Here is a 15077-nt window from a genome sequence, read left to right on the forward strand (position 1 = left end):
CGCACTGGGCTTCGCTTTCCTAGGGACGGTGCTTGAGCCTCCTCACTTCGTTGCGGGGTCTCAAGCTACCGTTATCCCCCTCAGGAGTCTTCGCCCTGTGCTCCAAGCAACAGCTAGGTTGTTTCGTGATATTTACAATACCATTCATTCAAAGTGATTTACCCTGGTGATTGGAGTGCAAGTTGTGAGACTCCTGCGGGAGGAAGGGACAGGGGAGACCCCACAGGCGAAGCCGAGGAGGCTCCCGGACCGCCCGCGGAAAGCGAACAACTGGAACGGAGATCAACAGGGAGTTTTTCCAAAAACCCATCTCTCTTTTACAGGAGGCAAACCCATGACTTTGCAAAAGCAGGAACTACTATACGAAGGCAAAGCAAAACTGGTCTACTCAACAAACGACGAAAACATCGTTTGGATTCAATATAAAAACTCCGCCACCGCCTTCAACGGCGAAAAAAAAGCCGACATCACAGGCAAAGGCCGTTTGAATAACGAGATTACAAGCTTACTATTTTCCATGCTCACAGAAGCTGGCATCGAAAACCACTTCATCGAGCGCAAGTCCGAAACAGAACAACTTGTAAAAAAAGTAGACATCATTCCACTTGAAGTCGTGGTCCGCAACATCACGGCCGGCAGCATGGCAAAACGCCTTGGAATAGAAGAAGGCATCACGCTCGAGCAACCAATCGTGGAGTTTTATTATAAAGATGACTCACTTGGTGATCCGCTCATCACAGAAGATCATGTGCAACTTTTGAAGCTTGCAACACCTGCAGAAGTGGATATTTTGAAGCATGTAGCGCGCAAGGTGAACGATGTATTATCGCAATTTTTCGAAAAGAAGAATTTGAGATTAGTTGATTTCAAGCTTGAATTTGGCAAAACGGTTGATGGCAGAATCATCTTGGCAGATGAGGTATCACCGGATACTTGCCGCCTGTGGGATAAGGAAACGAATGAGAAACTTGATAAAGATGTGTTCCGCAGAAATCTTGGAAGCCTGACAGATGCATACGAAAAAATACTAGCACGTATTGGAGGAGAGCAGCATGTATAAAGTGAAGGTATTTGTAACGTTAAGAGAGAGCGTTTTAGATCCACAAGGAACAGCAGTGAAAAACTCGCTTCATAGTCTTTCTTATAAAGAGGTCGAAGAAGTTCGTATCGGAAAATTTTTAGAATTGACGATTGCAAAGTCTGACCGTGACCTAGACGTGCTTGTAAAGGAAATGTGCGAACGTTTATTGGCAAATACAGTGATTGAAGACTTCCGTTATGAGGTGGAGGAGGTTGTTGGATCGTGAAATTTGCAGTCATCGTGTTTCCGGGCTCCAACTGTGATGTAGATATGTACCATGCAATCAAAGACGAGCTTGGGGAAGAAGTCGAGTATGTATGGCATGATGCAACGAACCTAGAGGAGTATGACGGAATTTTACTTCCAGGTGGATTTTCTTACGGGGATTACCTAAGATCTGGCGCAATTGCACGTTTTTCCAATGTCATGCTAGAAGTACAAAAAGCAGCAGAAGCTGGTAAGCCAATTTTGGGTGTATGCAACGGGTTTCAAATTTTACTGGAGTCAGGTCTTCTTCCAGGGGCAATGAGAAGGAATAAAAACTTGAAGTTTATGTGCCGTCCGGTGAAATTGAAAGTGGAGAATAACAAAACGATGTTCACGTCGGGGTACGAAAAAGATGAGATCATCACCATCCCCATAGCGCATGGGGAAGGAAATTACTATTGTGATGAGAAAACTCTAGGGGAATTAGTAAGCAATGGGCAAATTGCTTTTTCCTATAATGGTGACAATCCAAATGGTAGTCTACATGATATTGCCGGGATTGTAAATGAAAAAGGAAATGTACTTGGTATGATGCCACACCCGGAGAGAGCGGTTTCTGAGCTGTTAGGCAGCGCAGATGGCCTTAAACTCTTTCAATCTATCGTTCGTAATTGGAGGGAATCACATGTCGTTACTTCTTGAGCCAAATCCAGAGATGATCAAAGCGGAAGGCATTTACCGTGAAATGGGACTAAGCGATGAAGAGTTTCTAATGGTAGAAAAAATTCTTGGGCGTTTGCCAAACTACACAGAAACCGGGTTATTCTCGGTGATGTGGTCGGAGCATTGCAGTTACAAGAATTCAAAGCCGGTATTGCGCAAATTCCCAACAGATGGACCAAAAGTATTACAAGGCCCTGGGGAAGGTGCAGGAATTGTGGACATCGGTGATAATCAGGCAGTGGTGTTCAAAATAGAAAGTCATAATCACCCGTCTGCCATCGAGCCTTATCAAGGTGCAGCGACAGGTGTCGGCGGCATCATCCGCGATGTCTTTTCCATGGGCGCACGTCCGATTGCGTTATTGAATTCTTTGCGCTTTGGGGAACTAACATCTCCACGTGTGAAATATTTGTTTGAAGAAGTGGTGGCAGGAATCGCAGGATACGGGAACTGTGTGGGCATCCCGACAGTTGGCGGTGAGATCCAGTTTGACCCAGCCTATGATGGCAACCCGCTAGTGAACGCGATGTGTGTGGGTCTGATCAATCATGAAGATATTAAAAAAGGGCAGGCAAAAGGTGTCGGGAATACGGTCATGTACGTTGGGGCAAAAACGGGACGCGATGGGATTCACGGGGCAACTTTTGCATCAGAAGAGCTTTCTGAAGCATCAGAAGAGAAACGTCCAGCGGTTCAAGTTGGCGATCCTTTTATGGAAAAATTATTATTGGAAGCTTGCTTGGAAATCGTGAAATGGGATGGCCTTGTAGGAATTCAAGATATGGGAGCAGCTGGATTAACTAGTTCTTCTGCGGAAATGGCATCAAAGGCAGGTTCCGGAATTGAAATGAACCTGGACCTTGTGCCACAGCGCGAAACAGGCATGACTGGTTATGAAATGATGCTTTCTGAATCCCAAGAACGCATGCTGATTGTGGTGGAAGCGGGCCGTGAGCACGAAGCGCACGAAATCGTTTCAAAATATGGCTTAGAAGCTGTATCCATTGGAAAAGTGACAGATGACAAAAAACTTCGCCTTGTTCACAAAGGGGAAGTGATTGCAGATGTACCGGTGGATGCGCTAGCTGAAGAAGCTCCTGTTTACCATAAACCATCAAGCGAACCTGCTTATTACCGTGAGTTCCAGGAGATGGAGGTAGCGGTGCCGGAAGTAGCTGACTACGAAGAGACTTTGGTTGCACTCTTGAAGCAGCCGACCATCGCAAGCAAAGAGTGGGTTTATGATCAATACGACTATCAAGTTCGAACAAATACAGTAGTAGTGCCAGGTTCTGACGCAGCAGTTGTGCGTATCCGTGGTACGGAAAAAGCCTTGGCGATGACAACAGATTGTAACTCCCGTTATCTATATCTAGATCCGGAAGTAGGCGGAATGATCGCAGTTGCTGAAGCGGCACGTAATATTGTGTGTTCGGGTGCGAAGCCATTGGCGATAACAGATTGCTTGAACTTTGGTAATCCTGAAAAGCCGGAGATCTTCTGGCAGATTGAAAAAGCAACAGACGGCATGAGTGAAGCTTGCCGTAAATTAGAGTCGCCAGTTATCGGTGGAAATGTATCTTTATACAACGAAACAAACGGTGTGGCTGTTTACCCAACGCCAGTTGTCGGCATGGTTGGGTTGATTGATGATTTGAAACATGTGACGACTCAGGAGTTTAAAAATGAAGACGATCTGATTTATGTGATTGGGGAGACAGCTGCTGAGTTTGGTGGAAGTGAGTTGCAGAAGTTGACGCATGGCAAGATTTTCGGGAAGGCACCTGCGATTGATTTGAATGTGGAAGCTAAACGCCAGGATGAACTGTTAGCTGCGATTCGCGCTGGTCTTGTAGCATCAGCCCATGATGTGTCTGAAGGTGGAGTGGCTGTGGCGTTGGCGGAAAGTGCGATGGGCGCTCGCGGCTTGGGGGCTTCTGTTACACTAACGGGCGACATGACGTCTGCACTTTTCAGCGAAACACAATCTCGCTTTGTTGTCTCTGTTCGTCCAGAAAATCAAGAAACATTTGAGGCAATGGTATCGGATGCTAGTTTAGTAGGAACGGTCACAGCAACAGGAAATCTTCATATTGAATCGGCATCACGTGAAGTTGCAGTTCACGTTTCTGTGAACGACCTTCGCGATGCTTGGAAAGGAGCTATTCCATGCTTGCTGAACTAAAGGGCTTGAATGAGGAATGTGGGGTGTTCGGGATCTGGGGGCATCCCGAGGCATCCCAGATTACCTATTACGGTTTGCATAGCCTGCAACACCGTGGCCAAGAAGGCGCAGGGATTGTTTCAACTGATGGGGAGAAGCTTGTAGCGGTAAAAGGGGAAGGCCTTGTGAACGAAGTGTTCGGTAACGGTAGATTGCAAGAACTTGGTGCCGGAAAAGCTGCTATTGGCCATGTCCGCTATGCAACGGCAGGTGGCGGCGGTTATGAGAATGTGCAGCCTTTATTGTTCCACTCTCAATCTGGCAGTCTTGCACTAGCCCACAACGGAAATCTCGTCAATGCGAATGCGCTCAAGCATCAGCTGGAGACGATGGGGAGTATTTTACAAACAACGTCCGATACGGAAGTTTTAGCTCATCTTATTAAAAGAAGTGGCTACACGTTGTTAAAGGATCGTGTGAAAAATGCATTGTCGATGCTAAAAGGCGCATATGCGTTTTTAATCATGACAGAGACGGAAATGATGGTGGCGCTTGATCCAAACGGTTTGCGTCCTCTGTCACTTGGTAGGCTGAATGATGCCTACGTCGTGGCGTCCGAGACCTGTGCGTTTGACGTGGTGGGGGCAGAATTCATCCGCGACATCGAGCCTGGGGAACTGTTGATTATCGACAATGGCGGCTTGCATTCCGAGCGCTTTACGATGCATACCCAACGTGCAATGTGCAGCATGGAGTACATTTATTTTTCCAGACCTGACAGCAATATTGATGGCATCAACGTGCATACAGCAAGGAAAAGTCTTGGGAAGCAGTTGGCGATGGAATCAGGGATTGAGGCAGATGTGGTTACGGGTGTACCGGACTCCAGTATCTCTGCAGCAATCGGTTATGCAGAACTTTCAGGCATTCCATATGAACTAGGCTTGATTAAAAATAGATATGTAGGCCGTACGTTCATTCAGCCGTCCCAATCATTACGTGAGCAGGGTGTAAAGATGAAGCTTTCTCCTGTCCGCGGGGTCGTGGAAGGCAAGCGTGTCGTGATGGTCGATGATTCAATCGTCCGCGGAACAACAAGCAGAAGGATTGTAAGGATGCTTCGTGAGGCAGGTGCGACCGAAGTGCATGTACGCATCAGTTCACCACCGATTAAGAATCCTTGTTTTTACGGAATTGACACTTCTACACATGAAGAGCTGATTGCCTCTTCTCATTCTGTGGAAGAAATGCGTGAGATCATTGGCGCGGATTCATTGGCATTTTTAAGTCCTGGTGGCATGGTCGAAGCGATTGACCGCCCGTTTGACGGGGAGACGCGCGGGCAGTGTATGGCATGCTTTACCGGCAAGTATCCGACGGAGATTTTTCCGGACACGGTACTGCCGCATGAGAAGTGCTAGGCTTGGTGACTTGTTGAAGGGCTGATATTTGGAAAAGTTACAATAACGGTGGAAAAAGTCACAATCAGGGCAGAAAAAGTTACAATAATACCAAAAATAGTTACAATTCACTGAAAAAACGTGTGAATCAGGTTGGAATCACCCTAGAACTATTGAGAAACCAAACATCATTACTTTTTCAAAAAAAACTTACCAAAAAGCGGCGGGATGTTAAAGATTCGTCGCTTTTCCATTGGAAGGGAGACACAACACATATGGCAAATGCATACAAGCAAGCGGGTGTAGATATAGAAGCGGGCTATGAAGCGGTAACGCGTATGAAAAAGCATGTGGCTAGAACGATGAGGCCAGAGGTGATGGGAGGCCTTGGCGGATTTGGCGGGCTGTTTGACCTATCGGCAGTAAATGTGAAAAATCCGGTGCTTGTTTCCGGTACAGATGGAGTCGGGACAAAACTGATGCTTGCTTTCCAGCTCGACAAACATGACACCATTGGGGTGGATGCAGTTGCGATGTGTGTGAACGATGTTGTCGTCCAAGGCGCAGAGCCGCTTTATTTTCTAGATTATATTGCATGCGGGAAAGCGGTGCCCGAGCGTATCGAAAGTATCGTTAAAGGAATCGCGGACGGCTGCGAGCAGGCAGGGTGCGCATTAGTAGGCGGGGAAACAGCGGAAATGCCTGGTATGTATGACGACACAGAATATGACCTGGCAGGATTTACAGTAGGTGTGGTAGAGAAAGAACGTTTAATCAATGGCTCCAAAATTGAACCGGGTAACGTATTGATCGGACTGAGCTCAAGCGGTATCCACAGCAACGGATACTCATTAGTACGTAAAATTGTATTTGAAAAAGGCAAGCTGGACCTTGATAAAAAGTACGATGGTTTTGAAGGGACACTTGGCGAAGAGCTGCTCACGCCTACAAAAATCTATGTAAAACCAATTCTAGAAGTCCTGAAAAAATACGACATTAACGGAATGGCCCATATTACCGGTGGCGGATTTATTGAAAATATTCCGCGGATGCTTCCAGAAGGCATGCAAGCTGAGGTGGATTATGGCACTTGGCCAATCCCACCGATTTTTGATCTATTACAGGAAGTTGGCGAGCTAGATCGCAAAGAAATGTTCAATATCTTCAACATGGGAATTGGCATGGTGCTTGCCATTAACGAAGAGATTTTACCAGAAGTGGTGCAGATCCTTGAAGCTAACGGGGAGAAAGCTTACTTGATTGGCCGTGTAAAAGAAGGCGAGGGTATCACGTTTGGCGGAGGAGAAATCCGATGACAACAAGAATCGCCATCTTCGCATCAGGGAGCGGCTCCAATTTTCAGGCGATAACGGATGCGTGTCAGAAAGGCTTGCTAGATGCCACGCCGGCATTACTTGTCTGTGACAAGCCTGGTGCCTTTGTTGTCGAACGTGCAACTACAGCGGACATTCCTTATTTTGCATTTGCTCCTAAAAGCTATAAAACGAAAGAGGAATTTGAAGAGCACATCCTCCTGGAGTTAAAAAGATATGAAGTAGATTTTATTGTGTTGGCAGGCTATATGCGTCTTATAGGACCCACGCTGCTTAACGCTTTTAAAGGGAAAATTGTTAACATCCATCCTTCCATATTACCAGCGTTTCCAGGCCTGGATGCGGTTGGTCAAGCACTCAAGTATGGTGTAAAACTAACAGGAGTGACCATTCATTTTGTTGATGAAGGAATGGACACCGGCCCGATTATTGCCCAACAAGCAATAGAAATTGGCCAAGATGATACGCGAGAAACAGTAGAGAAAAAAATTCATGAGGTAGAACATTCCTTTTACCCAAAAACCTTACAACAACTTTTTTCAATCAAAGGAGAGGCAGCGATACGATGAGAGCATTAGTGAGTGTTTCCAATAAAGAGGGCATCGTCCCATTTGTACAACAATTAGTAGACCTAGGTGTAGAGGTTATCTCTACCGGCGGCACAAAAAAAGTATTGCAGGATAATGGTGTAAAGGTAATTGGTATTTCGGAAGTAACAGGCTTCCCAGAAATCCTTGATGGACGTGTAAAAACCTTACACCCGATGATCCATGGTGGATTGTTGGCGATGCGTGACAACGAAAGTCACCAAGCGCAGCTAGAAGAGCATGGAATTACTCCGATCGATTTGGTTGTGGTGAACCTTTACCCATTTAAAGAAACAATCTCTAAATCTGATTCCACGTTTGAAGATGCCATTGAAAACATTGATATCGGCGGGCCGACGATGCTTCGTTCAGCAGCAAAGAATCATAAGGACGTTGCCGTTTTAGTTGATCCTTCCGACTACGAAGGTGTAATTGCCGAGTTAAAAGAAAGCGGAAAGGTGGAGGTTGCAACACGCCGTCGCCTTGCAGCCAAAGTCTTCCGCCATACAGCAGCGTATGATGCGATGATCTCCAACTATTTAACAGAAGCAGTGGAAGAGAAGCATCCGGAATCTTTGACTGTTACGTTTGAGAAAAAGCAAGGCTTGCGATACGGAGAGAACCCGCATCAACAAGCAGCATTCTATCAAGCACCATTAGCGTCCGAATTTTCGATTGCATCAGCTGAACAGCTTCACGGAAAAGAATTATCCTATAACAATATCAATGATGCCGATGCAGCATTGCAAATTGTAAAGGAATTCAAAGACCCTGCAGTAGTTGCAGTCAAACATATGAATCCTTGCGGCGTGGGCACTGGCGCAACAACGGTAGAAGCGTACCGCCGTGCATATGAAGCAGATCCTGTTTCCATTTTCGGAGGCATCATCGCCTTCAACACAGAAGTGGACAAAGAAACGGCAGAACTTTTACATGAGTTATTTTTAGAGATTGTCATTGCACCGTCCTTTAGCGACGATGCGTTGGCTGTATTGAAGCAGAAAAAGAACATTAGGCTTCTATTGGTTGATATGACCGGTGCAGGTGTAATGCAATCCCGTATGGTATCCGTTCGCGGAGGTCTTTTGGTGCAAGATGAGGACCAAGCAGGTTTTGAAGAAGCGACCATCACGGTTCCAACAAAACGCGAGCCGACTGAGCAAGAGTGGGCAGACCTAAAGCTTGCATGGAAAGTCGTAAAGCATGTGAAATCTAATGCCATCGTCCTTGCCAAAGAAGGTCAGACTGTCGGCGTTGGTGCAGGACAGATGAACCGTGTCGGTGCAGCGAAAATTGCCATTGAGCAAGCTGGCGAAAAAGCAGTAGGCTCCGCACTAGGATCAGACGCCTTCTTCCCAATGAACGACACCGTCGAAGCAGCCGCAAAAGCCGGCGTAACTGCCATCATCCAACCCGGCGGCTCCATCAAAGACGAAGACTCCATCAAAAAAGCCGACGAATACGGTATTGCAATGGTGTTTACAGGGATGAGACATTTTAAGCATTGAGGAAAAAATGTTTATTGGTAAAAGCAAGACTTTGATTTTTTAAGAACCGTAGCTGTTGATTGGAGCACAGGGCGAAGACTCCTGAGGGAGATAGCGGTAGGTGGAGACCCCGCAACGAAGTGAGGAGGCTCCAGCAGCGCCCCTAGGAAAGCGAAGCCCAGTGCGGAAATCAACAGCGGTGTAAGATGGACACTTTACTCAACACGTCAGGAGGAAAACCCATGAAAGTATTGGTAATTGGAAAAGGCGGCCGCGAACACGCCATCGCCTGGAAATTCGCACAAAGCCCATCCGTAACAGAAATATTTATCGCACCAGGAAACATCGGCATGGAAACAGTCGGAAATCTTGTTCCGATCCAAGAATCAGACACGGACTCCTTAATCAATTTTGCAAAAGAAAACCAAATCGACCTTACCATGGTGGGCCCTGAAGTACCTCTACTAAACGGAATTGTCGACGAATTTCAAGCTGCAGGACTTCAAGCATTCGGGCCAACCAAGGCAGCGGCTCTCATCGAAGGAAGCAAAGGCTTTGCCAAAGACCTTATGAAAAAATACGGCATCCCAACAGCTGGCTATGAAACGTTCACAGATTACGAAGAAGCAAGAACGTACATAGAAGGCAAGGGGGCACCGATTGTGTTGAAGGCTGACGGACTGGCAGCTGGAAAAGGCGTGGTTGTTGCCATGACAGATGAAGAGGCTTTTAAAGCGGTGCGCGAAATGATGGCGGAGTCAAAATTTGGAGCAGCATCCTCTAAGCTTGTCATCGAAGAATTCCTTGAAGGAGAAGAGTTCTCTTTCATGGCATTTGTTAACGGAGAGAAAGTGTATCCAATGGTGATTGCACAAGATCATAAACGTGCGTTTGACGGGGACATGGGACCAAACACAGGTGGCATGGGGGCGTACTCTCCGGTGCCGCAAATCCCAAATTCCGTTGTGGAAGAGGCATTGGAAACGGTATTGCTTCCAACTGCAAAAGCGATGGTTAACGAAGGACGTCCATTCGTAGGTATTTTATATGCAGGCTTGATTTTAACCAAGCAAGGTCCAAAGGTAATTGAATTTAATGCACGCTTTGGTGATCCGGAAACGCAAGTCGTATTACCAAGACTTGAATCAGATTTGGCGGAAGTGTTGACAGGGGTTCTACGCGGAGAAGATGAGTTGGAGCTTAAATGGTCGAATGAAGCTGTAGTTGGTGTTGTAATGGCATCCAAAGGCTATCCCGAAACTTATGAAAACGGTGCAGTTATTGAAGGTGCGGATCAAGTTGGTGGAGGTTTGGTTTTTCATGCCGGCACAGAAGCTAAAGAAGGAAAGCTTGTAACAAACGGCGGCCGTGTGTTGTTAGTCGCTGCACAAAGCGACAGCTTAGAACAAGCGCAGAAAAAAGTATACGATGAGTTGCGCAACATAACATGCGATAATCTTTTCTATCGCAAGGACATTGCCCACAAAGCTATTGCGTCCGGCGTTTCTTCTTAACAAAAACATACAAAATAGCAACAATCCCACCAATAATAGTGGCTAACACAAACGACATATCCGTTAAATACTCAAGCATTCTACCTACCTCCTTATATTGTTCGACGTGAGTGACGAAAACCCTTTGGGGGTCTGACCCCCAAAGGTGTTTTTTTTATCTCTTTTTACACGCTACCCCCTCAAGAAGGGTTGTAAGAGTCGGCTCCGCCGTCGCCGTTTGCTTTGGCTTCGAAGTCGTCGAAGTCGAAGTTGTAGTGGTTGTTTTCGCTGTTGTGGTCGTTGCGGTATTCTTGGAAGCGTTCGAAGCCTGCGGTCATCGGGCAGTAACGCAGGATGCCTTCCGCAATTTTCATGCCCGCAAGGAGTGCGATAAGTTTGTAGGAATCGCGGTGCGGTCGTCGAACCATTTTGCTTGTAATCCACGCCAATGTAGCAAATCCTGCTGTGATGCGAATCATCGCATTGATAATGCTGATATTAGGTCTCACTTTCATCATAATCCCTCCAACGTATATATTTTCTTCAGTTAAAGCGTTAAATTAAATAAATTTTCAATTAATTATGAAGAACGGTGGTGCAAGCAAAACTCTGTTGTGGTAACATGGTAAAAAGAGGTTATATCAAAATAATATTCACTGAAATGAATCATACAAATGTGACAAAGATAAAATCTCACAAAGAGTGGGTGATCAAACATGCATGAACAGGCATATAGATGGAAAAACAAAAAAATACGAGAACAGGTTGCCGTGATTGATGGAAAACAGGCACCAACCTTGGTTCTGACAAATGCAACATACTTAAATGTTCAACTAAAAGCGTGGATGACGGCAAATATCTGGATCCATGAAGATCGAATAGTTTATGTAGGAGATCAGCTTCCTACAAATACGGAAAACACAGAAATGGTTAATTGTGAATCATACTACCTGGTTCCAGGTTACATTGAACCGCATGTTCATCCGTTTCAACTTTATAATCCCCTGTCGTTTGCGCAATATGCATCTAAATTAGGAACAACGACCTTCGTGAATGACAACTTAATGCTTACGTTGCAAATGACAAAAAAGAAAGCGTTTACTTTTATAGAAGAAATGAACCAAACCGCTGCGACGATGTATTGGTGGTGCCGTTTTGATGCGCAGACGGAAATTAAAAATGAGGACGAAATCTTCTCTACGCCCAATATGAAAAGTTGGCTAGATCACCCTCTTGTTATGCAGGGAGGGGAATTGACAGCTTGGCCAAAATTAATGGCAGGGGATGATTTAATTTTACATTGGGTCCAAGAAGCGAATGCACGCAAAAAGCCAGTGGAAGGGCATTTTCCCGGAGCATCGGAAAAGACATTGACCAAAATGCAGCTGCTTGGCATTCACAGTGACCATGAGGCGATGAACGGAGCAGATGTGATCAAACGAATTTCACAAGGGTATCATGCTTCTTTGCGCTATTCATCCATCAGACCGGACCTGCCATTAATTTTAGAAGAGCTTGAAGCTTCAGGTGTTCATTACTATGATCAAACCTTCTTCAACACAGACGGCTCCACGCCGAGTTTTTATGAAAGCGGTGTCATCAACCGGACCATCGCGATTGCCTTAGACAAAGGGGTGCCGGCAATAGAGGCTTACCGGATGGCTTCCTATAATGCAGCAAAACATTTTGCAATGGATAAGTTGCATGGAAGCATTGCACCTGGCCGGATAGCAAACATCAACTTCCTGAAGGCAAAAGAAGAGCCAACTCCTGTTTCTGTTCTATCCAAGGGCCTGTGGGTCACTAGGGACAACGAACAGGTTAAGGAAGCTTTTCCTGTTCCAAATTGGTCTGAACTTGGTTTAGAGCCAATGAAACTCGATTGGAATTTAAGTATGGATGATCTGCAATTTTCGATGGCGCTTGGGATGGAAATGGTCAACGAAGTAATCATTAAGCCATATACTATCTCAGTGGATGTGTCAGGTGACAGCCTGTCTACTTCCCATGATCAGTCGTTTCTTATGTTAATCGATCGTAAAGGTAAATGGCGGGTGAATACGATACTCAAAGGGTTCGGGACACATGTTCAAGGGTTTGCGAGTTCCTATTCCAATACAGGAGATATCGTTTTGATAGGAAAAGACAAGAGCGCGATGCTAAAGGCCTTCCAACATATGAAAGACCTAGGAGGGGGAATGGTGCTGGTGGAAGATGGTGCGGTCATTTGTGACATCCCTTTACCGCTTGCAGGTGGATTATCAGATTGTAGTATGGAAGAACTGATGAAACAGGAAACAGAACTGCGAAATCAGTTGTTTGAAAGAGGCTACAGTTTCAATGATCCCATCTATACATTATTATTTTTATCATCGACTCATCTTCCCTATATTAGAATAACACCTAGAGGAATATACGATGTGATGAATAAAACGGTACTCTTTCCGTCAATAATGCGTTAAAATATAAAAGTATGTAAAAATACTAAAGGTTGTGTTTATGTTAGGATGAGTAGGAATAAAACGTTGTTATTGGCAAGCCTTATGCTGATGTTAGCAGGCTGTCAATCCAACGATGAAAAAAACGTTGCAACTAGTCATGAGCAAAGTAAAGAGACCACAGAAGTAGCGATAGAAGAAGAGCAAGTGGCGACAGAGGTTTCAGAACTGACAGAGCAAGCACCTTTAACTGGAGAAATGATGGCGGAGAAAGTAGATGCCCGTCCGGTTGCGGTAATGGTGAACAATGATATAAAAGCTAGGCCGCAGTCTGGTTTGCATCAAGCAGATGTTGTTTATGAAGTGCTGGCAGAAGGCGACATTACCAGGCTCCTGGCCATTTTTCACAGTGAAATGCCTGAAACAGTCGGTCCAGTCAGAAGTTCAAGAGCCTATTTTGTAGACCTGGCAAAGGCCTATGACCCCTTATATGTCTTTCATGGTTGGAGTCCTGGAGCCAAAGAGAAGATACAAGCAGGAGAAGTAGATGGAATAAACGGTCTGACCTATGACGGAACGCTTTTCAAACGAGCAAGTTTCCGGAAGGCGCCGCATAATTCATACATCAGTTCTGCAAATATCCAAAAAGGCGCAAAGCAGCAAAATTATGAGACAAAAGCGGAGGTCGCACCTTTTATATTTTTAAAAAAAGGGCAGATCAATCCTCATGAAGCCACCGCTTTAGAGCAAGTGAAAATAGAATACTCATCCAGGCAGGCAACACATGTTGAATATAGATATGATGCGGAAAAAAAAGCATACGTCCGTTATAGCGGCGGCGTAAAACACACCGATCTTGAAACAAAGAAAGAGATTGTTGCACATAATGTGTTCCTTGTGGAAGCAGCTCATCTTGTGGTAGATAAACAAGGCAGAAGGGAAATCGATATTACTTCTGGCGGCAACGCGGTGCTCATCCAAAATGGAGAGCGTTTCGATGTGGAATGGAAATCAGTAGACGGCAAGATCCTTCCCTACAAAAATGGCAAACAGGTCCCACTTGTCCCCGGTAAAACGTGGATTCAGATTATTCCAGATTTGAATAAGGTCACATACTAGTCTTAATAAGCAAAGGAGAAATCAATCATGCAAATCAACAAACTACGTGGAAAAGAACTGGATCAACTTTTTGAATCTATTCTTTCTTTAAAAGACATGGAAGAGTGTTATCGATTCTTCGATGACCTCTGTACCATCAATGAAATCCAATCTTTAGCACAACGCCTAGAGGTGGCAAGAATGCTGAGAGAAGGTTTCACATATCATAAAATCGAGACAGAAACTGGTGCAAGTACAGCAACCATCTCCCGTGTGAAGCGTTGCCTGAATTACGGCAACGATGCTTACGAGATGGCACTTGAGCGTATTGCAGAAGAAAAGAAGACAGAAGAAGTGTAAAAAGTATTAAGGTGGCCCGCTGCGCTCGAATGCAGTGGGCCACTTTTTTATGAATGGAGGACCAATCTATATGCCAGAACGTTTGGGGAGACTCGATGAAAAGTCTAATAGGGGAGTTTTATACGCCCGAACGTGGAGGGAATCCACATAAAAAGTCTAATAGAAGCCCTCTATACGCCCGAACAGTAAAAAAATTCTTATAAATGGTCTTATAGACGGTACTCCCCACCGATCAAACAAGAAAAAACCGCCTCTTATTAAGAAGCGGTTCCACCCAAAAGTAAAGTTTCCTAAAATGCAATCATTACCTGAAAAACGTATCTTGGTTTGGTTTTACCTGATCGACTGAATCAGAGAGCGGTGCAGAGTCAGGAGATCTTCGTCTTCTTTTTCCAAAATGGTCCACAAGAGCACCGAACACTAACAGTATAGCGAAGCCAATAACAAACCATAGCCACATAGGCATGTTGGACACCCCCTTATCACATCATATTTTGAAGCGATTTCGATATGCATCCATCTATAAAAAAACCTAAGCTTTACTAAAGAAGTTAGTTATGTAATTCCCCACTACACAAAAGAAATAACAGGCCGCAGGAAAAAAACTTTTGGTACATTTGAAAAGGTCGTAACTTCCAGTCAACAATCTCCGTTTCCCTTTTTCGTATTAGCTGGTATTTTGCTATAATAGGGGAATGGAAAATT

At 45.1% G+C, this 15077-nt stretch carries 15 protein-coding genes; 12 read left to right on the forward strand and 3 right to left on the reverse strand.

Annotated elements, in window-relative coordinates:
- The first annotated feature begins 334 nt into the window (after positions 1–334).
- The 9 genes from purC to purD all read left to right on the forward strand — a co-directional run bounded on the left by purC (position 335) and on the right by purD (position 10497).
- Positions 335–1060: a phosphoribosylaminoimidazolesuccinocarboxamide synthase gene (purC, locus tag AAV98_RS02695; protein ID WP_060664026.1), complete on the forward strand. Its 726-nt coding sequence runs from the start codon at positions 335–337 to the stop codon at positions 1058–1060.
- A complete protein-coding gene (gene purS / locus AAV98_RS02700) occupies positions 1053–1307 on the forward strand; it encodes a phosphoribosylformylglycinamidine synthase subunit PurS (RefSeq protein ID WP_060664027.1) in 255 nt (84 codons plus the stop codon). Before purC ends, purS begins: the two co-directional genes overlap by 8 nt.
- Positions 1304–1990 (forward strand): phosphoribosylformylglycinamidine synthase subunit PurQ, encoded by a 687-nt coding sequence (gene purQ / locus AAV98_RS02705; protein ID WP_060664028.1) that lies wholly within the window; start codon positions 1304–1306, stop codon positions 1988–1990. Before purS ends, purQ begins: the two co-directional genes overlap by 4 nt.
- On the forward strand, positions 1974–4196 hold the full coding sequence (gene purL, locus AAV98_RS02710; RefSeq protein WP_060664029.1) for a phosphoribosylformylglycinamidine synthase subunit PurL: 2223 nt from the start codon (positions 1974–1976) through the stop codon (positions 4194–4196). The genes purQ and purL overlap by 17 nt, the downstream gene beginning before the upstream one ends.
- A complete protein-coding gene (gene purF, locus AAV98_RS02715) occupies positions 4181–5596 on the forward strand; it encodes an amidophosphoribosyltransferase (protein WP_060664030.1) in 1416 nt (471 codons plus the stop codon). The genes purL and purF overlap by 16 nt, the downstream gene beginning before the upstream one ends.
- A 254-nt stretch (positions 5597–5850) precedes the next feature.
- Entirely contained in the window at positions 5851–6891 is a 1041-nt protein-coding gene (purM, locus tag AAV98_RS02720; protein ID WP_060664031.1) for a phosphoribosylformylglycinamidine cyclo-ligase, read from the forward strand.
- Positions 6888–7478, forward strand: coding sequence for a phosphoribosylglycinamide formyltransferase (purN, locus tag AAV98_RS02725; protein WP_060664032.1), 591 nt, complete (start codon positions 6888–6890; stop codon positions 7476–7478). Before purM ends, purN begins: the two co-directional genes overlap by 4 nt.
- Complete coding sequence (gene purH / locus AAV98_RS02730) at positions 7475–9004, forward strand: bifunctional phosphoribosylaminoimidazolecarboxamide formyltransferase/IMP cyclohydrolase (protein ID WP_060664033.1); 1530 nt, start codon at positions 7475–7477, stop codon at positions 9002–9004. The genes purN and purH overlap by 4 nt, the downstream gene beginning before the upstream one ends.
- Positions 9005–9225: 221 nt before the next feature.
- On the forward strand, positions 9226–10497 hold the full coding sequence (gene purD, locus AAV98_RS02735) for a phosphoribosylamine--glycine ligase (protein WP_060664034.1): 1272 nt from the start codon (positions 9226–9228) through the stop codon (positions 10495–10497).
- On the opposite strand, the gene AAV98_RS20865 is transcribed toward purD, so the two are convergent.
- Positions 10472–10576 carry an EYxxD motif small membrane protein gene (locus AAV98_RS20865; RefSeq protein ID WP_326929576.1) on the reverse strand — a complete coding sequence of 35 codons (105 nt, stop codon included), beginning with the start codon at positions 10574–10576 and terminating at the stop codon, positions 10472–10474. The genes purD and AAV98_RS20865 overlap by 26 nt on opposite strands.
- Positions 10577–10676: 100 nt before the next feature.
- The gene (locus AAV98_RS02740; RefSeq protein WP_231687679.1) at positions 10677–10994 is read right to left on the reverse strand and encodes a YgaP family membrane protein; all 318 of its coding nucleotides are present in this window, start codon (positions 10992–10994) and stop codon (positions 10677–10679) included.
- A 198-nt stretch (positions 10995–11192) separates the two neighbouring features.
- Between AAV98_RS02740 and AAV98_RS02745 the strand changes: the two genes are divergently transcribed.
- The 3 genes from AAV98_RS02745 to AAV98_RS02755 are packed head-to-tail and all read left to right on the forward strand — an operon-like array spanning position 11193 to position 14372.
- Positions 11193–12938 (forward strand): adenine deaminase C-terminal domain-containing protein, encoded by a 1746-nt coding sequence (locus tag AAV98_RS02745; protein WP_060664035.1) that lies wholly within the window; start codon positions 11193–11195, stop codon positions 12936–12938.
- A gap of 45 nt (positions 12939–12983) precedes the next feature.
- Positions 12984–14033: a DUF3048 domain-containing protein gene (locus tag AAV98_RS02750; protein ID WP_060664036.1), complete on the forward strand. Its 1050-nt coding sequence runs from the start codon at positions 12984–12986 to the stop codon at positions 14031–14033.
- Positions 14034–14060: 27 nt separating this feature from the next.
- On the forward strand, positions 14061–14372 hold the full coding sequence (locus AAV98_RS02755) for a YerC/YecD family TrpR-related protein (protein WP_060664037.1): 312 nt from the start codon (positions 14061–14063) through the stop codon (positions 14370–14372).
- Positions 14373–14676: 304 nt separating this feature from the next.
- On the opposite strand, the gene AAV98_RS20130 is transcribed toward AAV98_RS02755, so the two are convergent.
- Positions 14677–14838, reverse strand: coding sequence for a hypothetical protein (locus AAV98_RS20130; protein WP_156317575.1), 162 nt, complete (start codon positions 14836–14838; stop codon positions 14677–14679).
- Positions 14839–15077: the final 239 nt, after the last annotated feature.

This window comes from Bacillus sp. CHD6a (assembly GCF_001293645.1).
In the GTDB taxonomy this organism is placed as follows: domain Bacteria; phylum Bacillota; class Bacilli; order Bacillales; family Bacillaceae_I; genus Sutcliffiella_A.